This window comes from Pseudotamlana agarivorans, assembly GCF_018860245.1.
GTDB classification, from domain to species: Bacteria; Bacteroidota; Bacteroidia; order Flavobacteriales; family Flavobacteriaceae; genus Pseudotamlana; species Pseudotamlana agarivorans_A.
In genome coordinates this window covers 343,614-367,939 of sequence record NZ_JAHKPD010000008.1, presented here as the reverse complement: position 1 = coordinate 367,939, position 24,326 = coordinate 343,614, and the positions used below count along the sequence as shown (strand labels likewise).

Sequence of the window (24,326 nt, the reverse complement as noted above, 5' to 3'; positions counted from 1 at the left end):
CATGCGTATATATAAATTTGGAGGCGCCTCGGTTAAAGATGCCAACGGTGTAAAAAACTTGGCTTCTGTTTTACAGAAAACAGGCTATAACAATACGTTAATTGTGATATCTGCCATGGGTAAAACCACCAATGCCTTGGAAGCTGTTATTCATAATTATTTTAAAAATAAAAGTGAATTACCAAGTGCTATTCAAGAAGTTAGAAAATACCACAAAGACATATTACTTGAATTATTTGATGCTGAAAACCATCCTGTATTCGGAAAAATAAACGCTTTTTTTGATGAACTTCATGCGTTTTTCAAAATTAATAAATCGCCCGACTACAGCTTTGTTTACGATCAAATTATTGGTTTTGGTGAATTAATATCTACTACCATTGTTAGCGAATACCTAAATGCAATACACCTAAAAAACAATTGGATTGATGTTCGAGAACATATTAAAACAGATAGTTATTTCCGTCGGGCTAAAGTAGACTGGGATCAGACACAGCAAAGCATAAAAGAAAACTTTAAAAAAGACACTTTAAACATCACTCAAGGTTTCCTTGGTAGCGACTCACATAATTTCACAACCACACTAGGTCGTGAAGGCAGTGATTACACCGCAGCCATTTTTGCGTATTGCTTAAATGCTGAAAGCGTGACTATTTGGAAAGATGTCCCTGGTGTATTAAATGCAGATCCGCGTTATTTTGAAAACACCACATTACTTAACAAAATATCTTACCGCGAAGCGATAGAATTAGCATTTTACGGTGCATCGGTTATTCACCCAAAAACCTTGCAACCACTTCAACGCAAAGAAATCCCTTTATTTGTTAAATCGTTTCTAAATCCAGAGGCGGCGGGAACGCAAATAGGAAAAAATGTAGATTTAGAACCTAAAATTCCATGTTTCATTGTTAAAAAAAACCAAGCACTTATCGCCTTATCATCATTAGACTTTTCATATATCGTTGAAGAGAATATTAGTGAAATTTTCAGCTTATTAGCAAAATATAAAATGAAAGTGAATGTTATACAGAATTCGGCCATTAGTTTTTCTGTATGCATTGACAACATTTATGATAATCTTGACAAGCTTTTACACCACTTAAAAGCAAAATTTAAGGTAACTTGCCACGAAAATGTAGCGCTGTACACCATTAGGCATTACAACCCCGAATCTATCCATCAAATAGAAGCCCATAAAAAGGTATTATTAAAGCAATTAACCCAAGAAACAACGCAAGTAGTGACAAACACCATCTCTCCTTTAAAATGACGCTAATAAAATGCGCTTTTTTTGCTTTCTACTTCATCCTAAAAAAAACCGTAACTTAGGCTAGGCTTTATTTTTCGGTCTCGTATAAAACAAAAAATCATCTTTTTCTTTTACGTAATTTTAAACTAGAAATGGTATAATAAACAATTTAGTACTTTTATAGCCATGAGTAAAGCGCAAGATTTAGGACTAGTATCCGCTAAAGAAGTTGCAAAAGCCATTCAACTTGATAAATATGGTTTTGTTGGCACGTTAACGGGCTGGGTTTTAATGAAAGTTTTAAAAATTTCCACACTTAACAAAATCTACAAACGCAATAAACACCTTAGTGAGCTTCCTTTTCTAGATGCTATTTTAGATGATTTTCAAATAAAATTTGAAATTCCTGAAGAAGATTTAAAAAGACTGCCAAAAGATGGCGCTTATGTTACTATTTCAAATCATCCTCTTGGTGGCATTGATGGTATTTTGCTGCTTAAACTCATGTTGGAACAACGCAATGATTTTAAAATTTTAGCCAATTTTTTACTGCATCGTATTGAGCCCATGAAGCCATATATTATGCCTGTAAACCCTTTTGAAGACCGTAAAGACATAAAATCTAATCTTGCTGGTTTTAAAAATGCTATTCTACATTTAAGATCGGGGCATCCTTTAGGTATTTTCCCTGCTGGGGAAGTATCCACGTACCGCGATGGTAAATTAGTTGTTGATAGGCCTTGGGAGGAAACCGCCATGAAATTAGTAAAAAAAGCAGGCGTTCCCGTGGTTCCAATATATTTTCATGCCAAGAATAGTCCTCTATTTTACAAACTCTCCAAAATAAGCGACACTTTTAGAACAGCAAAACTACCTTCGGAATTACTCACACAGAAAAAACGCGTGATTAAAGTACGAATTGGGAAACCCATTTCTGTTGAAGACCAAAAAGAACACACCAGCTTACAAGATTTCAGTGATTTTTTAAGACGAAAAACGTATATGCTTTCAAATTCTTTTGAAGAAGTTTCAAAACTAACAAGCAATATTACCTCTAATTTAAAGTCACCCAAACCACCAAAGAAAATAGTCACTCCCGTGGATCAACTTCTCATGATGGAGGAGGTGAAAACGGTTAGAGAAGACGGCTCAAGACTACTTGAAAGCAAGAATTACGAAGTATTTTTAGCCGAGCCGAAAAAAATACCAAATATTCTTCGAGAGATTGGTAGACTACGTGAAATTACTTTTCGTGAAATTGGAGAAGGTACCAATGAAGCCATAGATCTAGACCCTTTCGATAATTATTACCACCACATGTTCCTTTGGGACAATGAAAAAGACGCTCTTGCTGGAGCTTATCGTATGGGCTTAGGTTCTCAAATATTTAAAGCCTATGGTATTGATGGGTTTTACCTGCAAGACCTTTTTAGGTTTGAACCCGAATTATATAAAATGATGAGCGAATCTATTGAAATGGGTCGTGCTTTTATCATTAAAGAATACCAACAAAAACCAATGCCTTTATTTTTACTGTGGAAAGGTATTGTACATACAACACTCCGTTTTCCTGAGCATAATTACCTAATTGGAGGTGTAAGTATAAGCAATCAATTTTCAAACTTCTCAAAATCACTAATGATTGAGTTTATGAAATCGCATTATTACGATCCATACATAGCCCAGTATGTACGTCCTAAAAAAGAATTTAAAGTAAAACTTAAGGACGCCGATAAGGATTTTGTATTCGATGAAACCGAAGCCGATTTAAATAAATTCGATCGTTTTATTGATGAAATAGAACCAGGGGCTTTACGCCTTCCAGTTTTGCTTAAAAAATACATCAAACAAAACGCACGTTTGGTAGCCTTTAATGTAGATCCACTATTCAACAACTCGGTTGATGGCCTTATGTACATTAAAATCGCCGACCTCCCTGAAAGTACCGTTCGCCCAGTTATGGAAGAATTTCAAGCGGAGTTGGAGAATAAGTTGAAGGATCTTAATAAGGAAGAGGAATAGTTCTAATTAGTCCCTTGTCGTCTGAAATTTCAATACTCATTTTATTATCATCATATCTCCCCTTTAAGTTTAACAATAAAATAACTATATTTGAGAGTATTAACCAAAAAACCCAACACAAATTATGAATTGGTATTTAAAAGTATTAAAACAGTATGCAGATTTTAAAGGACGTGCAAGGCGAAAAGAGTTTTGGATGTTTTTATTGTTTAGTTTTCTCGTTTCAGCAGTTGCGTCCATTTTAGATAATGTTTTAGGCCTTACCTTTAAAGATTATGGTGGCAATGGCCCTATTCTTGGCTTATATTCATTGTTTGTATTAATCCCAGGGCTAGCAGTTACGGTACGTCGTTTACATGACATTGGAAAAAGTGGCTGGTGGCTATTCATTGGCCTAATACCTCTGATTGGGGCTATCTGGTTACTTATTTTATACTGTAAAGACAGCGAAGCTGGATCGAACAAATGGGGGCCTAACCCAAAATCTAGTGCCGATGGTATCAACCAAATTGGTGTAGAGTAATAAAATTAGAATGTCAAGATACTATTGAGCCTGCTAAAAACGAAATTTTAGCAGGCTCAATATTTTTAAGTTTAATCTACGCTTTAAATTCTTATTCTCATGGCTATTGAAACCTAAAACCAAGGTTTCTTGCCTACTTGATACGTTCTATAAAATTCTGCATCCGATTTCGTTAAATAGATAATGCCTTCAACAACACCAATAGCTCCCGGTATCCAAACGAACAAAGCGCCAACACCAAAACAGGACAACAAAATTCCCGCTATAGTAACACCTAAAAGTGTCGCACCTTCTTTAGTATATCCTAAAATAAACTTATGAATTCCAAAAGCACCAAAAAGCAAAGCTACTATACCGGCTAATAATTTCTCATTATCACTAGATCCAAAAGTATCTTTAGCGTTTTCAGCAAATTCGAATGCCGTTTCTTTAGCTTTCTCTTTAGCAGATTCGAAAGCGTCGTTAAGGTCTTTATTGTTTTTTTGTTCAGCCATTTTTCATTCAGGGTTTGAAAACGGTGTCGAAATTACAAAAAAGCAGCATCTATAGGCTCCCAAAGTTCAATTTTATTATCGTCATTATCCAAAATCCAACCAAACTTCCCATACTCAAAAACCTGCATTTCGCCAACAATGGTAACTCCTTCTTTTTTTAAAACTTTAAGTAATTTCTCTAAATTTTCAACACGATAATTAAACATACAAGCTTTTGTTGAAGGCTCGAAATAACTGGTTTCTTCTGGAAAAGCACTCCATTGTGTGGAACATTTATTTCCAGCTTCATCCTTCCACCAAAAAGTACAACCATAATCGTCGGTATTAAAACCCAAGTGTTTTTTATACCACGCTTTAGAGGCCTTTGGGTCTGTCGCCTTAAAAAACAATCCACCTATTCCTGTGACACGTTTCTTCATAACTCGCTATTTTTTTGTTTCCACGGCAGTGAAAAATTATTGCTTTTTAATCGCCTTTTCATAAACTGAAATCCATTCGGACACTGTAAGCTTACTTGCTAATTCCCCAATGAGCTCAAATGGTATCTCATTAATTTTTTTAAACCGCACACAACTTTTACCCATATCAAGTTTTAACGTACTGTATTTTGGGTATTCTGAAACAAACCAGTCGTACAACTCTGGCAGGGCATAAATACCACTATGATAAAAATTTATAGAGTTTTTTTGAGAAGCAAAACTCATAAACGGCAAAGGTTCTTCTGGCTTACAATGGTAACCATCTGGGTACAGTGTATGTGGCACATAATAACCAATCATACCGTATTGAATGCCTTCTTGAAATCCTTCAGGCAGGTTTTCTAAAATGGTTTTTCTAAGTTTTTTTACTGGCGCTACCCTATCTTCTGGCAACTGACTAATATAATCTTCTGGAGAATCTGCTTTGTACTGCACGGCGGTTTGTTTTCTATAAAGTTAACAAAATTTCGCTTTAATTTTATCTACAATGGTTTGAGCCAATTTTTCTTTACTTTCGACCGTCCAGCCTGCAACATGTGGTGTTAACACCACATTTTCTGCTTCAATTAAATATTTAAAGGCTTTAGGCAATTTAGTAGAAAACAGCGTTTCAAACGAGGCTTTTTCATATTCTAAAACATCCAATCCTGCGCCTAATATTTTACCTGTTTGTAATGCTGAAACTAAATCTTCGGTTACTACACTTTTTCCGCGTGCGGTATTTATCAACCAAAATGGCTTACTTATCTGATTTATAAAGGCATTATCAATCATATTTAACGTCAACGAGGTTTGTGGCGTGTGTAAACTGATCACATCTACCCGCTCTTGAAATTCTTCTAGCGACACTTGTTTAGCATTCAAATCGCCTACACCCTCTTTGATGTCATAGCAGAGTACCTCAACATCAAAACCTCGTAATTTTTTAGCGAAAGCTTTACCCATATTACCATAACCTATAAGACCAACGGTTCGCCCATCCAGCTCAATACCACGATTCGCTTCTCGCAACCACTTACCGGCCCGCACTTCGGCATTAGCCTTATTCAGTTTATTAAACAACGCCAGTAGCATCCCCAAGGCATGCTCACCAACGGCATTTCTATTCCCTTCGGGTGCCGATACTAAAAACACGCCTTTGCTCTCGGCATAATCACAATCAATATTCTCAAGCCCCGCACCAACGCGACCAATAAACTTCAAGTTACTTGCTGCATCTAAAAACGTTTTATCAATAGTAAAACGACTTCTTAATACAATACCATCATAGGCTTGAATTTTAGCTTCAATTTCAGACTTTGAAGACGTATAATCTTCATGATTTTCAAAACCTAATGCATGCAATTGATTAATTAATAACTCATGGTTGGTATCTAAATGGAGAACTTTCATAAAACAGAATTTGGAGTTCAAATTTACGAAGTTTTACGCTATGGTTTTTGCGCTTCTTATTAAAGCTTTAAAAACATCATTTTTATTAATACATGCGCGATTTGTGATACTTGAATTTTATTTTGAAATCTACATTTACCCGCAAATAATAAGGCAAACGCCTTATTTATAAAAAATATTAAACGAACTAACTATTACATCATGAACAAACACGGATTACTCATTTTAATCACATCAATAACAGCTTTAGGCGGTTTACTTTTTGGATACGATACAGGCGTTATTAACGGTGCGCAATTTTACTTAACCAAATACTTCCAACTCGACGCTGGTCTGCAAGGCTGGGTGGTAGGAAGCGCTTTATTGGGCTGTCTAGCAGGAGCCTTGATTTCGGGCGCTTTAAGCCATAAAATAGGACGCAAAAACTCCCTCATAATTTCTGCCTTATTCTTTAGTATTTCCGCTTGGGGGTCTGGGCTGCCTAGCTTTTTACCTGAATCGATATCCTTATTAGTCGTATTTAGAATTATAGGAGGTTTAGGCATTGGTATAGCCTCTATGAATGCACCCATGTATATTGCCGAAATAGCCCCAGCTGAAAAGCGCGGAAAACTCGTATCCTTCTACCAATTGGCAATAGTTATAGGCTTTTTTGCCGTTTTTTTAGTAACCTATTTTATCGGAAATCGATTAACAGAAGCTGAAAATTTAGCCATTGGATGGCGCCAAATGTTTTGGTCGGAATTAATACCTAGCGGACTCTTTTTAGCAGCTTTATTTTTCGTGCCTAAAAGTCCCAGATGGCTATCATTAAAAGGAAGAAATTCTGAAGCCTTAGAGATATTAACCAGAATACATGGTCGAGAAAAAGCACAAACTGAAAGTGAAGCCATAATAAAGTCATTACAAAAAGAAGTCGAAGGCACGACAACCAATTACCTATCTAAAAGCATTTTAAGCATCATTATTATCGGATCGGTATTCTCAATCTTACAACAGTTTACAGGTATAAACGCAGTACTTTATTATGGTGCCGATATTTTTGAAAAGGCTTTAGGTTTTGGCAAAGAAGATGTTTTAAAGCAGCAAGTCCTATTAGCTTTTGTAAATTTAATTTTCACCTTTGTCGCTATGGCTACTGTAGATAAACTAGGAAGAAAACCTCTTGTTTACATAGGTGCTTGTGGCATGTTATTAGGGTTTCTACTTTTAGGGTTTAGTATTCAACAGCAAGCTATTGGATTTATATCTTTACTTGGCGTTTTAATTTTTATTGGTTCGTTTGCCTTATCTATGGGCCCTGTAGTTTGGGTAGTGCTATCGGAAATGTTTCCTAACAAAATTAGAAGCACAGCCATGTCGGCAGCTGTAGCCGTGCAATGGGCAGGAAACTATGTTGTTTCTCAATTTTTCCCAATGGTTACCGCAAGCGAAGTAAACCATAATAACTTTTGGAACGGCTCGCTACCCTATTTTATTTTCAGTGCGTTTATTGCCATAATCATTCTGTTTACTTACAAATATATTCCTGAAACTAAAGGAAAATCATTAGAAGAAATTGAGGCTATTTGGGATAAATAAACGCAAAATCGCCCAATAAACACCATTCTAAATTATATCAAAAGGAATACAACCCTGAAAACCCCATTAGAGTTGTATTCCTTTTCCTTCTTAAGGTAAGCCAGTTAAAACATGACATTTATAGGCTTATATGCAACATAATAGGCATGGTATGCAACATTATTTTCAACTGCTACTAGTATTAATATTTATTTTTATCTTTAATAACAAATCCAGCTAACCACCAAACCTATGTCCAAACTTTTACGTTTCCCCCTACTTTTATTGCTATTATTTTACGGCAATTTACGGGGACAAACCATTCAAAAAGATTATAATTTTGTTAGCATAAAAGAAGGTATCCCCAAAGTAGGGATTCCAGATATTGTCCAGGATAATGAAGGTTTTATTTGGATAGCTACTAATGCCACGGGGCTATTCAAGTTTGATGGGATTAACTACACCTCTTACAAACATATCTTAAACGATTCTACCTCTTTAAGCAGCAGCAGGGTTGATTGCACCTTTATAGACAGCAAAAAAAGACTATGGGTGGGTACGGAAAGTGGTTTAGATTTATACAACAGTGCCCTAGATCAGTTTCAACGTATTACTCTCGACACTGCTAACCCGAACGCAGACAAAATTACCACCATTACCGAAGACGCCTCGAACCACCTCTACATTGGCACCTATGGCAATGGCATTTTCAAAGTCAATCTAAGCACTTTAGAAGTCGAAAAAGTATCCAATTCTACGTTTCACAACCAAACGCATAGAATAAACATTAATGGCATTGAACACGTTGGGGGCAATAAATTATATGTTGCGACAAATTTTGGTTTAAAGGAAATTGATATATCCGAGAACAAGCTTACGCACGCTAATTTTTACACCAAAGACAAAAGCAGTTTTAATATTGATATTTCCACACTATTTGTAGATCGAAACAACCAGTTATGGGTGGGAACACAAGCGCATGAAGGTATTTACAAATGCACGCTTAACAAAAACCAAAACTATAGTATCATTGATGTAAAACAAATAAAAATTACCTCAAAAAAAATCATAACTCTTGCCCAGCTTCCTGATAACAGCATGCTTATAGGAACTGAAAATGACGGTCTTTTTCATTTGAATAAAAAAGATGAAGTGATTAAAAATTACATCTATAGTAAGGAAGATGAAAATAGCCTTTTACACAATTCTATTTGGAAATTGTATGTGGACAGCGATGATCGTATTTGGATGGGATACTTTAATAGCGGCGTGGCAATAAGCGATGCCCTATTCGATAAATTTAAGGATATTAAAAGTTCACCTAACAAAGATAATTCACTAAAAATAACATCAATAATGGCTTTAATAAAAGATGAAGATGAAAATCTTTGGATGGCCACCGATGGAGGAGGTATTGATGTTTTAAACAGAGAATCAAACAAAATCACGCATATAAACACCGAGGATCAAAATGAATTTTCTGGCTTAAAATCTAACCATATTATGTCCTTGTTAAAGGATTCAAAAGGAAACATTTGGGCAGGAAGTTGGGATAATGGTATGTTCTATTTAAAAAAAGGAAGTAAAAAGTTTATCCATTATGCTTCTGAAAATGCAGCAGGTTTAAACTCCAATACCATAAGAAGCATCGCCGAAGACGCTAAAGGCATCATTTGGATAGGCACTTCCTTTCAAGGCCTACACGCCTTTAACCCTAAAACCAAACAGTTTAAACATTTTAACTCGAACGATTTTGTAAAAAACAGGCTTAATACCACCGATGTATCTAAGGTTCTAGTAGACGGCAAAGACAATCTTTGGTTGGGCTCGGTAGACGGGCTATTCAAAATTGAAAAAGAAGGTATGCAGATAAAGAAAATCCATGCCTTTACCGATAGGATAAACAAAACCTTTAGCAGTACTTCAAACACCAATTACATTTTAAGCATTTATGAAGACGCCCAAGAAAATATTTGGATAGGCACTCGTGGTACGGGGCTTTATAAATACAACACCTTAAAAGACGAATTGACATGGTTTAATAAATCGAATGGATTAGTAGAGGATAACGTAGGTGCTATTATTGAAGATGCCGAAAACAACATTTGGATTAGTGGCAATTCTGGTTTAACCAAAATTGAATTAGAACCGCTCATTTACACCAATTTCACCTTTAACGATGGCTTGTTATCTAACGATTTTAATTCTGGAGCAGTATTAAAAGACTGCACGGGCATGCTTTATTTCGGAAATTTAAAAGGCTTAGATTATTTTCATCCAAACAGTTTAAAAATCAATGCTAAAGTGCCTATTTTACATCTAACAGATTTTAAATTATTTAATGAAAAGGTAATCCCAAACACTGACGACTCCCCTTTAAACAAAGTAATTTCTGAAACCAATAGCATCACATTAAACAGCGCACAATCGGTTTTCACCATCGAATATACCGGAATAAACTTTACCAGACCAGAAAAAAATAGCTACGCCTATTACTTAGAAGGCTATGAAGATTCTTGGAATTATGTGGGGCAAAAAAGAAGTGCTACCTATACCAACTTAGATCAAGGTAATTACACCTTTAAGCTAAAAGCTGCGAATAACGATGGTATTTGGAATGAGACTCCCTTAGAATTTAGTATTAAAATTCTCCCACCATGGTGGAAATCCACCTGGGCCATTACCAGTTATATTTTATTATTCTTACTAAGTTTTTATTACCTCAACTATCTCACACAAAATAGAATTAAAGAAAAGGAACTTATAAGGAATGAACGTATGCAACGTTTGCAAATGGATGAATTGAATCAGAAAAAAATTCAGTTTTTCACCAATATTTCACATGAGTTTAGAACACCTTTAACTTTAATCATGAACCCTTTAAAAGACATTATTCACGACACGAATTTAGTCTTACCCTACCACGTAAAAAACAAACACGCCATAATTAATAAAAATGCAGATAGATTATACCGCCTTATTAACGAGTTAATGGATTTTAGAAAACTAGAATTTAACAAACTTCATGTAAAAGCTAGAGCATTAAACTTGTTAGACTTCACCAAAAATATTATAAGTTATTTCAAGGAGGAAGCCCATACCAAAAACATTTTGTTGAGTGTAGATTCTGATAATCCGAACTTAACAATTTGGGCAGATAGTAAAATGCTAGAAAAAATAATTTTCAACCTGCTTTCTAATGCTATAAAAATCACCCCAGAAGGCGGGGCCATTAACATCGATTTATTAGCCACCGAACAGTTGTATCACTTACCTCTTGTAAATGAAACTGAAGATGTACAGGCTGTTGAAATTATTATTTCGGATACAGGCCCAGGTTTGGAAGCAGAAGAGGCAGAAAAAATATTTGAACGTTTTTACCAAGTAGAAAACCAAAGTAAAACCTACTTTGGAGGCACCGGTATTGGCTTAGAAGTCGTACAAAGTTTTGTTGAATTGCATAAAGGTAAAATTGAGGTAAGCAGCACAGTTGGCGTGGGCACAACCTTTAAAATTTTATTCCCTACGGGGAACAGTCATCTAAATGAAAACCAAATTATTTTAGATGAAGGATCGGAATTCCTTAAAGAAGACAGTTTCTCTTATGTGCCAACCGTTCAAATTGAAGATGGGCCAGAATTAGAGCCTTCAGACGAAACTACTATTAAGCAACATACCGTATTGGTGGTTGAAGATAATGTGGAGCTTCGAAATTATTTAAAACAAGAACTAAGCAGACAGTATAAAGTACTCATAGCACAACATGGTGCCGAAGGTCTTAAAATCGCTAAAGAATCTTTTCCCGATGTGATAATCACCGATGTTGTAATGCCCGAAGTAGATGGTATGGAATTCTGTAAACAATTAAAAAAAGACATGAGTACGAGTCATATTCCTGTTTTAATGTTAACTGCCAAAGCTAAAGTCGAAGACCGTATTGAGGGCATAGAAACTGGTGCCGATGCTTATTTGGTGAAACCATTTAATATTCGCTTACTAAAGCTTAGACTTGCACAACTCATTACAAGTAGGCAGTTAATATTCAACAAATATTTTAGTGTTATTAGCGACTTGCCAGAAGATGTAAGCAGCACCCCTTTGGATAAAGAATTTATTGAAAATGTTTTAAATCACATTAGCGAAAACATTGGTGACCCTAATTTAAATGTAGAAACTCTTGCAACAGAACTAAAACTTAGTAGAAGTCAGTTTTACAGAAAAATTAAAGCGCTTACCAACCAAACCGCGAGTGAGTTTTTAAGAAATATTCGATTACAAAAAGCAAAGCAAATTTTAGAGATGGGCGAGACAAATATTGGCAAGGTTTGCTACGCCATTGGTTTTTCATCGCACTCCTATTTCACAAAATGCTTTAAAAACGCCTTCGGTATTCTACCAACCGAAGTGAAAACTAAAAAAATTAGCTAATCAAATATAACTAACCGTTTTTGAGATTATTACACCAATAAAAACTTTTAATAAAATTGTTGCACTAATTATTACAAATGTAGCGAACACCCCAATTGTAAGTGGATTGCGACAAAATTTCTAGCACATGCTTAAAAGGTTATACTTTGAATTTAATTTTTTTTTAACATTTGGATTATGTTTAAATCAAATAGGTTCAAAAAAATCGAAGAAGTCATTTTAATACTATGCATTATAGCATTACTTCTTTTTATAATAATCTATGTGTTTTAACATAAAAAAGATAGTAATAACTTAAAAAACTAACTAAACTTTATGAAAAACAGATTACTTAAAAAATTAATACTCCCTATGTTTCTATTACTAGGAAGTATTATTTATGCGCAATCAGTTTCAGGAACTGTTTCCGACAAAACAGGTATTCCTATTCCAGGGGTGAATGTTATTGTTAAAGGAACATCCACAGGAACTGTAACAGACTTTGACGGAAATTATGCCCTAGACACCAATGCAGGAAGTACCCTTGTGTTCTCTTATATTGGGTACCAATCTCAGAACATTAATTACACGGGGCAAACCACATTAAATGTAACCTTAAATGAAGATGCTTCGATACTAGATGAAGTTGTAGTTGTAGGCTATGGTACTAAGAAAAAGAGCCTTGTAACTGGAGCTATTTCCAGTATAGATAGTGAACGTATTGGCACCTCTTCTAACCAAAGAGTGGAACAAGTTATCCAAGGGCGAACTTCTGGTGTTACCGTATCATCATCATCAGGTGCTCCTGGTGCTGGTGCTAAAATTAGAATTCGTGGCGCAGGCTCTAGCGGTAACTCCGAGCCACTTTACATTGTGGATGGTATGAAAACCTCATCAATTGAAGATATCGCACCATCGGATATTGCAAACATCGAAATTTTAAAAGATGCAGCATCATCATCCATTTATGGTACCGAAGGTGCTAACGGGGTGGTTATTATAAACACAAAAAGTGGTCGTGCAGGCGATTTAAGAGTGTCTTTTAACAGCCAAACTGGTGTACAATTTGTAAACACAAGTATGGACTTAATGGATGCTTCTCAATTTACAACTTACATGAACGAAGCTGGTATTGGTACGGTTTTCAATAATGGATACAACACCAATTGGATTGATGAAACCTTTTCTACAGCCATGCTTCAACGTTATGACGTGAATATTTCTGGAGGTAGCGAAAAATTCTTATACTACGCCTCTGCCTCGCACTTAGATCAAGACGGGGTGGTTGGTCGATCCAATTCAAATTTTAAAAGAACCACCTTTCGTACAAACTTAAAAAGTAAAATAGGTAAGGTTGTTGAAATTGGACTTAACGCTACCTATTCCCTTTCAGACAGGAATGGAATTCAAGAAAATAGCGACACCAGGGGAGTTATTCAAAACATGCTAATCTTAGACCCATTAACACCTGTTACTTACGCTCCAGGTCAGGTTCCTCAATCGGTTATCGACAATGCCAACGCCAATAATGTACCGCTATTAACCGACAAAAGCGGAAACGTTTACGGTTACCCAGCCTTTTCAACAGGTGAAGTTCTAAATCCTGTAGCATACGGCAACGAAATTGACAAAACAAATTACGATGAGAAGCAATTTCTTGCTTCGGTATATTTAAAATTAAATTTAGCTGAAGGCCTTTCGGTGACTTCTCGATTTGGTTTCGACCAAGGGGAAACAGAAACCCAAACCAGGGTTATCCCTTATTATGTTTCTTCTGAAGCTGCAAATACCGCTTATTCTGGATCACAAGAACAGGTTGAAAGCACCAGATGGTTATGGGAAAATTTCGTAACCTACGAAAAATCATTCGGATCACACAATTTCAAATTAATGGCTGGTTACTCGGCAGAAGATCAAGATATTGAAACCCCATTAAAAAGTAGTGGTTCTGTAGCCATTGCAGACTTTACAGATTGGGATTTTGATTTACCTGGGTTTAACACCCAAGTAGATATCGTAGATCCTTATTATGATAATATGGTGTCACTTTACAGTAGACTTTCTTACGATTATGACGACAAATATCTTTTTGAAGCTTCGGTGAGATCAGATAAGTCTGATAAATTTCCAACAGATAATAAAACAGGCATATTCCCTTCATTTTCTGCTGGATGGATTCTTTCCAATGAAGGCTTTTGGAATACAGATTCTGGATTTAATTACCTTAAGTTTAGAGCCAGTTGGGGGCAAAATGGTAGTAGATCCAATTTAGATGGTAACTCAGATAAAACCTATATTACAAACATAATAGATGGGCAATCTATTGATTATTTGGGTAATCAAGGTGCCGAAATCACCGGGTATGCCAATCCGAATCTAGTATGGGAAACATCAGAACAGTTTAATGTTGGAATGGATTTAAGAGCCATCAATAATAAGTTGTCTTTCTCTGCCGATTACTATAAGAAAACCACAAGAGATGCCATTGTAAAGGATGGTTCGTTAATCACCCCTGGTTCTGCAGGATTTCTTTCCAATGAATTTAATTCTGGAACCATTGAAAACTCAGGTTTAGAGTTTGAATTAGGCTTTAACGACACCTGTAGCAATGGGTTTAGCTACAGTATTAGCGCCAATTTATCGACCCTTAAAAATGAAGTTACCGAGATTTTATTTGTACCCGATGGGACCTCTTTAGTAGGAGCTGGTGCCCCGCAAAATGCAGATGGCATTACAAGATTTTCTGAAGGATTACCTTCTTGGTATTTCTACGGTTTTAAAACCGATGGCATAGACCCTAATACCGGTGAGGTCGTTAAAGTAGACACCAATAACGACGGTAACATAACCAATGCCGATAAGACCATGATTGGATCGCCACACCCAGACTTACTTTACGGTGGAAATATCAACTTAGCTTATAAAGCTTTCGATTTCAATTTGCAATTTCAAGGTACTGCTGGAAACGATATCGTATCGGTTTACCACCAACCTTCTAGACCCATCACAAACAAACCGATACATTTTTATGAAAACAGATGGCAACAACCTGGGGATAATGCAAGCTATCCTGGTGCAGCCCATGTTATTGGTTCCTACGACACCGATTTAATGGTTGAAGACGGCTCATACATGCGAATCAAACAAATTCAATTCGGTTACACCCTGCCTGAAGCCTTTTTAAGTCAACTAAAAATTAAACATCTAAGACTTTATTTATCGTTAGACGATTATTTCACCTTTACCCAATACAGTGGTTTAGATCCTGAAATTGGAAACTTTAATTACGATTCTATAGGTGTTGATAGAGGTTTTTATCCTACAGCTGCTAAAGCACTTTTCGGATTATCACTAAACTTTTAACACTAAAAAATCAACATTTTATGAAAAAAATAATTATAACATTTATAGCAGTAATCTGTATTGGTATTATTTCGTGTAGCGAAGATTTTACTACCAATCCTAGATTAAACGTGCAAGATCTAGACACCTATTTTCTTGAAGAAGCTAATGTGGAAACCGCAATAATAGGCATCTACGATTTAATGCAATTTAACTACAGTAGAGACTGGCACAGTGCCTATTTTGTAAAATTGTTACCTGGCGACGATGCCAATGCAGCAGGAGGAAATTCTGGTGACCAACAACAATTACAGAATATTGATGATTATAGTGATGTATCCTCCTCTAACGCTTCCATTTCTAGTATTTGGGATTTGTTTTACAGAACGATTGCATTGTCAAATCTGGTGATAATAAACATCCAGGATAGTAACCTAAGTAATAAAGAGAGGGCTTTAGCCGAAGCCAAATTTATGAGAGCATGGTGTTATTTTGAATTAACCACTATGTTTGGCGAAGTCCCTTTAAGATTAACGATTCCGGAAGTGGCAGAAGATTTCGGACTTGCGAAATCGCCACAAAGCGAAATTTATGCACAAATAGAAGCCGATTTAACAGATGCGATTGCTTCACTTCCAGAAAAAGGTGCTAGCGACAGCTTCAGAGCGTCAAAGGGAACTGCACAAGCCCTTATGGGTAAAGTATTAGTTTTTCAAGAAAAGTACCCAGAATCTCTACCCTATTTTCAAAGTGTCATTTCTAATCCGTCACACGATTTAGAACCTAACCCTGAAGATGTTTGGAGCATCAATAACGAATTTGGAATAGAGTCTTTATTCGAGATGGGATTTGTTTCAACTTCTGAAAGAGACTGGGGTAATATTGCCTGGGGAGGAAGAACAGAAAGTAATTTACACATTCAACTTATGGGACCTCGTGGTGATGGTATCTTCGATCTTACTGGCACCGGACTTATAAACGGATGGGGCTTTAACTTACCTACAGCAAAACTTGCCGATGCCTTTAATCAAGCAGGCGATACCAAAAGAAAATCGGCTACTCTAATGACTGAAGCAGAATTAATTGCTGCTGGCGGATCGGTAGATCAATCGGCTGCTACAGGAGGTTCTATTTGGGATTACGAAGGTTCAATTCGAATTAAATACGCTACCAAAAGTGAGGATACCAGTGCCGATGGTATAAAAGAATTAAATTACAGCACCAATTTTAGGCTATTCCGCTATGCGGAAGTACTATTATTAGCAGCCGAAGCTTACAATAAATCGGGTCAAGATGCCGCCGCTAGAATGGAGTTAAACAAAGTTAGAAACAGAGCTGGTTTAGCCGACATTAGTACGTCATTATCAGGGCAAAATTTATTCCAAGCCATTGTTAAGGAAAAATATTTAGAATTAGCTTTTGAAGGCCAACGCTTCTGGGATTTAGTACGCTGGGATTTAGCAGCCACTGAATTAGCAGGTACAGGATATTCATCAATGAATGATTTATTCCCTATTCCAATTACAGAAATAGATAAAAATTCTGAACTAGATGAAGGCGATCAAAATCCAGGTTACTAATACCATTTCCAGTTTAAAAAACGGAAACTTAAAACATAATTAATTGGTTTAGTTCATTCATGAAATAAGGCAGCTAGAAAACTTTTCTTGCTGCTTTATTTTTTATAATTTTCTAAAAATAATATGGATTTTGTCACAGCAAGGAAGCAAGGCGTCTGCCGAATCATTATAAGATTCTCCAGAGTAACCTCTTCATAAGGGCAATAAATTCATGATACAAATTACGAACATTCAAAAAAAATTACATGCGTAAATTCGGTTTCCTACTTCTTGCTTTTGTGCTCATAAATTGTGATTCAAACACGAACACCTCAAGCGCATCTCCTTTATTTAAGCAAATTCCATCTAGCCAATCACATATTCAATTCAGCAATAAATTAACAGAAACCGATTCTTTAAATTACTTCACTTACACTTCCATATACATGGGTGGCGGTGTTGCCGTTGGAGATATTAATAATGATGGTCTAGATGATATTTTTTTCATTGGAAACCAAGTCTCTAATAAATTATACCTCAACAAAGGCGGATTAAAATTTGAAGACATTAGCAAAACCGCCAACATGACGGGGGATAACAGATGGTATACCGGCGTTACAATGGCCGATGTAAACCATGATGGTTATTTAGATATATATTGTGCCGTAGCTGGAAAAAACGGTGTAAAAAACAACCAACTTTTTATAAATAACAAAGATAACACCTTTACTGAAAAAGCGAAAACTTACGGTATTGACGATGCAGCAAACTCCATACAAGCCACGTTTTTTGATTATGACAACGATGGTGATTTAGACCTGTATCTAGCTACTTACCCCATAGCACATCCTTCTACAACCAACATGGTTTACAAAAATAATATGGACCATGTTACCCTAGAAGAATCGGACAAACTATTTAGAAACGACGGTGACACTTTTACTAATATCACCGAAGAAGCAGGTGTTAAAAACTATAGTTTTTCTTTAGGAATTACGGCTGCCGATATTAATAATGATGGCTGGCAGGACCTGTATGTATCCAACGATTATAGTATTCCCGATTTTTTCTACATTAACAATCAAGACGGCACGTTTAAAGAGGTTGTAAAAGAAGCCACCAAACAAACCGCATTTTACGGTATGGGTATCGATATAGCCGACATTAATAACGACGGTTTGCTTGATATTTTTCAGGTAGATATGGACTCTAATAATAACCGTCGCCAAAAAGCAAACATGGCAAGCATGAACCCGAAATTGTTTCATGAAACTGTTTATTACGGATTTCATTACCAATACATGCAGAACAACTTACAACTAAACACGGGGTATGAAAAGCAAGGTGTACCACACTTTTCTAATATTTCCAGACTTTCAGGCACCTCATCTACCGATTGGAGTTGGGGCCCACTATTAGCCGATTTTGATAACGACGGCCTTAAAGATTTGTTTGTTACCAACGGAACTCGACGCGAGGTAAACAACAAAGATTTCTTTAAGAAAATAGGAAAAGAAGCTTACGACAAATACTCACTTCTAGAAAAAACAAAAATGATTCCTTCGGAAAAAATTGATAATTTCATCTTTAAAAACACAGGAGATTTAGGTTTTAAACGTGTAAATACCGATTGGGGTCTCGAACATAAAGGTTTTTCTAACGGAGCAGCCTATGCCGATTTAGATAATGATGGTGATTTAGAGCTTATCGTAAACAACATCGATGAGGAAGCCACAATTTTTGAAAACACCAACATAGCAAACCATTTTATTCAAATAAAATTTGATGGTGGGTCTCACAATAAATTTGGCTTAGGTAACCGTGTTTACCTTTATACAAATAATAGCATTCAAGTTCAAGAATTAACACTCACTCGAGGCTTTCAATCTTCAGTTTCACCTAAACTACATTTTGGTCTAGGTGCAGCCTCCATAGTAGACAGTCTTAAAGTGGTTTGGCAAGACGGCACGATTCAAAAGCTAAAAAACCTTCCAGTGAATCAGCTTTTAACTTTACATGTTTCTGATGCTACACTTTCTGAAGCTCACAAAACGCTTCCTTCAAAAAAACAATTTAAAACCATACAAAATGTAGTACATCATAAACATATTGAAAATGATGTAAACGACTACGATAAACAAATATTATTACCACATAAAATGTCTACTTTAGGGCCAGCATTAGCCGTTGGAGATATTAACAACGATGGTTTAGATGATTATTTTGTTGGTGGATCCTTTGGTCATACCTCTAGTTTATATTTACAAACCGCAACTGGTTTTGAAAAACAAAAAAGTACAGCCTTGGATACCGATAAACTTTCGGAAGATTTAGGCGCTCTATTTTTTGATGCCGATAGCGATGGTGATTTGGATCTGTACGTGGTAAGTGGCGGTTACGAATATGCTGAACATTCAAAAATGCTTCAAGACAGGCTGTACGCTAACGATGGCAATGGGAACTTTAGTAAAACGAAAACGGCATTACCTGAATTTCACAGTAGCGGCTCTAAAGTTTTCGCATTGGATTATAATAAAGATGGCAAACAAGACCTATTGGTTTTAGGCAGGCAAACACCAGGGAAATATCCGCTACCAGCTTCTAGTTTTTTACTAAAAAATGTATCGAACTCGCAAGTTTCTTTTGAGAACGACACGCAAACGGCAGCGCCATTTTTTAAAGATTTAGGGATGGCTACCAGTGCCGTAATTACCGATTTCAACAACGATTCTTGGCAAGACATTATTATTGTTGGCGAATGGATGCCTATTAAAGTATATCAAAACAACAAGGGTGTTTTTAAGGATGTTACCGAAACCTATGGTTTAAACAATGACACTACGGGTTGGTGGTGGCAAATAAACCAAGGTGATTTTGATGGTGATGGCGATATGGATTATATGATAGGGAACAATGGTTTAAACTATAAATATAAAGCCACCGATGCCGAAACTTTTGATATTTATGTGAATGATTTCGATGAAAACAACAAACAGGATATTGTATTAAGCTACTATAATGAAGGAAAGCAATACCCGCTTCGTGGTCGTCAATGTTCATCAGATCAAATTCCTGGAATCAAACGAAAGTTTAAAAACTACGATAAGTTTTCGCAGGCTACTTTGGTAGATGTTTACGGTAAAGACAATTTAGAAAACGCCTTGCATTATCAAGTAAAGTCGTTTGCAAGTGTGTATTTAGAAAATAAAAATGGGAAATTCATCATTCACGAATTACCTATTGAAAGTCAGTTTTCCAGCATTAACGGCATTCTTATAAACGATTATGATGGCGATGGCCTTTTAGATGCCTTAGTTGCAGGAAATTTACACAACGCTGAGGTAGAAACCCCTAGAAACGATGCCGGATTCGGATTGTTTCTAAAAGGCAATGGTAAAGGTGATTTTGAAAGTATTCCCGTTGCAAAAAGTGGTTTTTATGTTCCTGGCGACGTAAAAGATCTTAAAGAAATTACTATTGGAGGTAAAAAACACGTGATCGCTGTAAAAAACGATGATTATTTACAAGTTTTGAAGGTTCTACAATAAGGAACGCTCCTTAATTAATAGATAAAAAAACCAACGCAAATCCATTAAACTTACTTAAAGTATATTTGCTTTATATCGTTTACTTTAGGGTTACCCTAAAAAGCAGCCATACTGATCTTGTTTTACGATATCTAATAATGCTTCTAAATGTGTTGCTTTAGAAAAGGGTTCGTAGAGCTCCCATTTTCCGTTGGCGCGCATCCAATTTAAATGCCATTCTTTTTTGGATTTATAAAATCGAATTTTCGCAAATTCCTTTTGTACTATTTCTTTTGAGGCATCCCAAGCCGATCGGATTTCAAAAAGAATGACAACTTTACCATCATAAGAATAGCCAAAATCAAGTTGTTTTCGAACTTCTGGATCCTGTGGTCGAATAGAAGCTATAAACTTTATAATCGTCCATTCGTTAATATCGGTTGTCTTTGTAGCCATTTTAATTTCTACGCTTTGAAGTTTCAAAGTTAATAAATAGAACTATACGGCCGTTTATAAAAACAATACTAGAAAACGAAGGCGGGTATAAACCCGCCTCAATCTTCAACAAACCAAAAACAAACTATTAACCAAACTATATTATTAAATGAAACAATTTTTAATCTTGTAAATAAAAGGAGGCTTTCATACCAGCACGTGCATTTTCTCCAACCCAGATATTAAAAACTCCAGTTTCGGCAGCTTGCACCATTTTATGATTCACAAATTCTAAATCTTTTGAGCTTATAGAAAAACTTATTTCTTTAGATTCTCCAGCATTTAAATTAACATGCTCAAATCGTTTTAACTCTTTAACTGGTCTTGTAATACTTCCCACGACATCCTGGGTATACAGTTGTACAATTTCTTTGCTGGGCCTTTTTCCTGTATTGGTTACGGTAACTTTAACATGAAGCGTGTCATTAAAACCTATAGTATCTTTAGAAATGGACATATTATCATAAACAAACTCAGAATACCCTAAACCATAACCAAAAGGATACTGCGGCGTGAAACCAACATCTAAATAATGAGAATCGTTACCAAGAGAACTCTGCCAAGCGTGAATAGGTATATCATCCATTTCGATATACTCCTCTTTATTCGCTGGTCGTCCTGTATTTTTATGATTGTAAAAATAAGGCAACTGTCCTGCAGTTTTAGGCCAAGAAACAGGCAAACGTCCTTCGGGTTCGGCAAGTCCGTAAATCATATCGTAAAGGGCTTCGCCACCCATCGTCCCGGGGTGCCATGCCATTAATACGGCATTGGTTTTATCTAAAATTTTTGTAAGTGTAATTGGTCTTCCGGCCATAATTACCAATACAATAGGCTTTCCTAATTTGGCTAATTCCAAAATAAGATCTTCTTGGCCTCCAGGTAAATTGATATGGGCGCGACTATGCGCTTCTCCAGATAGTATCGCTTCTTCTCCACCAACAAACAAAATCACATCGGAAGCTTTTGCCGCTTGAATGGCTTCCTGATATCCATTTTTAGAACGATCTCTACTATGGGTAAAACCAGCTGCATATTTAAAATTAGAATGCGCTGTTTTAAAAGCATCAACCGGGGTAATGGTGTGTTCCTTTTCACCATCGAAAACCCAGGTACCTAACTGCTCATGTGGTGCATGGGCTAACGGACCAATGAGCGCTACTTTTGTATTTTTATCTAAAGGCAAAACAGCTTCATTTTTTAATAAAACAGCACTTTTTATAGCTGCTTTTTTGGCCTCATCCATATGTGCTTCTGCATAATAGTTACCAGAATGCGATTTATCGCGATGCGGATTTTCAAACAGTCCTAATCTATATTTAATACGAAGTATATTTTTTACAAATACGTTTAGTTCCTGTTCCGAAAATTTCCCTTCGCTTATTAACTCTTTTAAATGATCGGCATAACAGGTGCTGTTCATTTCCATGTCCATCCCCGCATTTGCCGATAATTCTGCAGCATGTTTTTTATCGCTTGCAAAACCATGTGCTATCATTTCTTCGGTCGAATCCCAGTCACTAACCACAAAGCCATCAAAATTCAATTCTTCACGAAGCACTTGTTTTAATATGAATTCATTTCCAGATGCAGGTATCCCATTAACTTCATTAAACGAAGACATAATAGTTGCCGCACCGGCATCTACAGCCGCTTTAAAAGGCGGTAAATACACATTGCGCAACAGGGGTTCGCTCATATTTACCGTATTATAATCTCGCCCCCCTATGGCAGCGCCATAAGCCATAAAATGCTTTGCACACGCAGCTATACTTGTAGGACGACTTAAATCGTCGCCTTGAAAACCTTCAACATAAGCTTTCCCTAAAAGGCTTGCCAAATAAGGATCCTCCCCTGGCGATTCGGCGATACGCCCCCAACGGCTATCTCTGGCAATATCTAACATAGGGGCAAAAGTCCAACGTATACCCATTGCTGAAGCTTCAAACGCTGCAATTTCAGAAGATTTTTTAGCCACTTCGGTATCCCATGATGCGGCAATACCAAGCGGTATAGGAAAAATGGTTTTGAAACCATGAATAACGTCTCTACTAAATATGAGTGGAATACCATTCGGACTCTCCTCTACAGCAATGCGTTGCAATTCGTCTACATAATCTAAATTCGATATGTTTAAAAAGGCGCCAATTTCTCCATTTTTAACCGCCTGTTTCAAGGCTTCAGGAAGTTCTTTAGTTTTACTTGATGTCCCTCTTAAATTGGTTTGCCCAATTTTTTCCTCTAGGGTCATTTTGGCAAGCAAATCGCTCACAAATTTATCTTCATCACTATTGATAGTAGCTGTTTTTTTATTTTCTGAACAAGAAAAAACACTGACTAACGCTATTAAAAATACTATTTTTTTCATGGTTAAATTTTAATTAATTGCTTTGTTAAACATGGTGCTTTGCACGCCTTTTACACCTGGAATTACAGAAAACAAAGAACCTGCTAGCGGAAAGGCTTTATGTTCTTCCTCGGTCATATCTACCGAGGCTGTAGTAATGTAGAGTATTTCGAGGTTTTTACCACCAAAAGCACAAGCTGTAACATTATGAGCAGGAACTTCAATCTTTTGAAGTACTTTACCCGTTTTTGGATTAAACCTAATTACGGCATTACCATTCCACATACCAACCCACAGCATGTCTTCTGCATCTATGGTCATACCATCGGGGAAACCAAAATCTACTGGAATTTGAACCGCGATCCGTTCGTTAGAAATCCCCCCTGTTTTATCGTCATAATCATATGCTTTTATTTGTGAAGTAGGCGTATCGATATAATACATGGTGTTCCTATTGGCGGTCCAAACGATACCATTAGAAATCGTTCGATTGCTTAATTTTTGTTCTAAAACACCTTTTCCGTTAATGGTATACAAATTGGCCTTACCTTTTTCTTGATTTAAGTGCATCGATCCTACCCAGAGCCTCCCTGAAGGATCACATTTCCCATCATTCAACCTACAACCTTCTAATTCGTTCGACATATCTGTGAACATTTTATAATCTCCAGATTTATTGTTCAAAATATACACACCATCTTCAAGAGCGATTATGGTTTCCATTTCGTCAATGGGAACCACGGTTCCGATGCGGGATTTTGTTTTAAAAACTTTATTGGTTTTCAGTTTCGGATTATAAACATGAAGTGATTTGCCTTCAATATCCACCCAATACAACTCCTGGGTTTTATAATTCCAAATGGCTCCTTCTCCTAATTTCGCTTCTATTTTATAGACCAATTTGGCCTTAATATTTTCTTTTGAACCACT

General features: G+C 36.3%; 15 protein-coding genes. 8 read left to right on the top strand and 7 right to left on the bottom strand.

The window, feature by feature from the left end:
- The first annotated feature begins 1 nt into the window (after position 1).
- The 3 genes from KO493_RS04355 (at position 2) to KO493_RS04345 (ending at position 3,794) form a co-directional block, all read left to right on the top strand.
- Complete coding sequence (locus KO493_RS04355) at positions 2–1,270, top strand: aspartate kinase (RefSeq protein WP_216066720.1); 1,269 nt, start codon at positions 2–4, stop codon at positions 1,268–1,270.
- A 165-nt stretch (positions 1,271–1,435) separates the two neighbouring features.
- Positions 1,436–3,271 (top strand): GNAT family N-acyltransferase, encoded by a 1,836-nt coding sequence (locus KO493_RS04350; protein WP_216066719.1) that lies wholly within the window; start codon positions 1,436–1,438, stop codon positions 3,269–3,271.
- Positions 3,272–3,395: 124 nt separating this feature from the next.
- The gene (locus KO493_RS04345) at positions 3,396–3,794 is read left to right on the top strand and encodes a DUF805 domain-containing protein (protein ID WP_216066718.1); all 399 of its coding nucleotides are present in this window, start codon (positions 3,396–3,398) and stop codon (positions 3,792–3,794) included.
- Positions 3,795–3,907: 113 nt separating this feature from the next.
- Here KO493_RS04345 and KO493_RS04340 read toward each other — a convergent pair whose 3' ends face one another.
- Genes KO493_RS04340 through KO493_RS04325 form a run of 4 tightly spaced genes read right to left on the bottom strand, consistent with a single transcriptional unit; the run spans position 3,908 to position 6,159 of the window.
- A complete protein-coding gene (locus KO493_RS04340; protein WP_216066717.1) occupies positions 3,908–4,288 on the bottom strand; it encodes a TM2 domain-containing protein in 381 nt (126 codons plus the stop codon).
- Between the two features lie 32 nt (positions 4,289–4,320).
- Positions 4,321–4,707, bottom strand: coding sequence for a VOC family protein (locus KO493_RS04335; RefSeq protein WP_216066716.1), 387 nt, complete (start codon positions 4,705–4,707; stop codon positions 4,321–4,323).
- Positions 4,708–4,743: 36 nt separating this feature from the next.
- A complete protein-coding gene (locus tag KO493_RS04330; RefSeq protein WP_216066715.1) occupies positions 4,744–5,202 on the bottom strand; it encodes a DUF1801 domain-containing protein in 459 nt (152 codons plus the stop codon).
- Between the two features lie 21 nt (positions 5,203–5,223).
- Complete coding sequence (locus tag KO493_RS04325) at positions 5,224–6,159, bottom strand: 2-hydroxyacid dehydrogenase (protein ID WP_216066714.1); 936 nt, start codon at positions 6,157–6,159, stop codon at positions 5,224–5,226.
- 201 nt (positions 6,160–6,360) lie between these two features.
- Between KO493_RS04325 and KO493_RS04320 the strand changes: the two genes are divergently transcribed.
- From KO493_RS04320 to KO493_RS04300, 5 genes are all read left to right on the top strand, one after another.
- Positions 6,361–7,740 (top strand): sugar porter family MFS transporter, encoded by a 1,380-nt coding sequence (locus KO493_RS04320; protein ID WP_216066713.1) that lies wholly within the window; start codon positions 6,361–6,363, stop codon positions 7,738–7,740.
- A gap of 231 nt (positions 7,741–7,971) precedes the next feature.
- The gene (locus tag KO493_RS04315) at positions 7,972–12,147 is read left to right on the top strand and encodes a hybrid sensor histidine kinase/response regulator transcription factor (protein WP_216066712.1); all 4,176 of its coding nucleotides are present in this window, start codon (positions 7,972–7,974) and stop codon (positions 12,145–12,147) included.
- A 315-nt stretch (positions 12,148–12,462) separates the two neighbouring features.
- Positions 12,463–15,489 (top strand): SusC/RagA family TonB-linked outer membrane protein, encoded by a 3,027-nt coding sequence (locus tag KO493_RS04310; protein WP_216066711.1) that lies wholly within the window; start codon positions 12,463–12,465, stop codon positions 15,487–15,489.
- 20 nt (positions 15,490–15,509) lie between these two features.
- On the top strand, positions 15,510–17,048 hold the full coding sequence (locus KO493_RS04305; protein ID WP_216066710.1) for a RagB/SusD family nutrient uptake outer membrane protein: 1,539 nt from the start codon (positions 15,510–15,512) through the stop codon (positions 17,046–17,048).
- Positions 17,049–17,293: 245 nt separating this feature from the next.
- A complete protein-coding gene (locus KO493_RS04300; RefSeq protein WP_216066709.1) occupies positions 17,294–20,575 on the top strand; it encodes a VCBS repeat-containing protein in 3,282 nt (1,093 codons plus the stop codon).
- A gap of 90 nt (positions 20,576–20,665) precedes the next feature.
- Here the strand turns inward: KO493_RS04300 and KO493_RS04295 are convergent, their stop codons facing one another.
- The 3 genes from KO493_RS04295 to KO493_RS04285 form a co-directional block, all read right to left on the bottom strand.
- Positions 20,666–21,010: a DUF3024 domain-containing protein gene (locus tag KO493_RS04295; RefSeq protein ID WP_216066708.1), complete on the bottom strand. Its 345-nt coding sequence runs from the start codon at positions 21,008–21,010 to the stop codon at positions 20,666–20,668.
- A 160-nt stretch (positions 21,011–21,170) separates the two neighbouring features.
- Positions 21,171–23,417, bottom strand: a complete 2,247-nt coding sequence (locus KO493_RS04290) for a glycoside hydrolase family 3 N-terminal domain-containing protein (protein ID WP_216066707.1) — start codon at positions 23,415–23,417, stop codon at positions 21,171–21,173.
- A 9-nt stretch (positions 23,418–23,426) separates the two neighbouring features.
- The gene (locus KO493_RS04285; RefSeq protein WP_252723151.1) at positions 23,427–24,296 is read right to left on the bottom strand and encodes an SMP-30/gluconolactonase/LRE family protein; all 870 of its coding nucleotides are present in this window, start codon (positions 24,294–24,296) and stop codon (positions 23,427–23,429) included.
- Positions 24,297–24,326 lie beyond the last annotated feature (30 nt).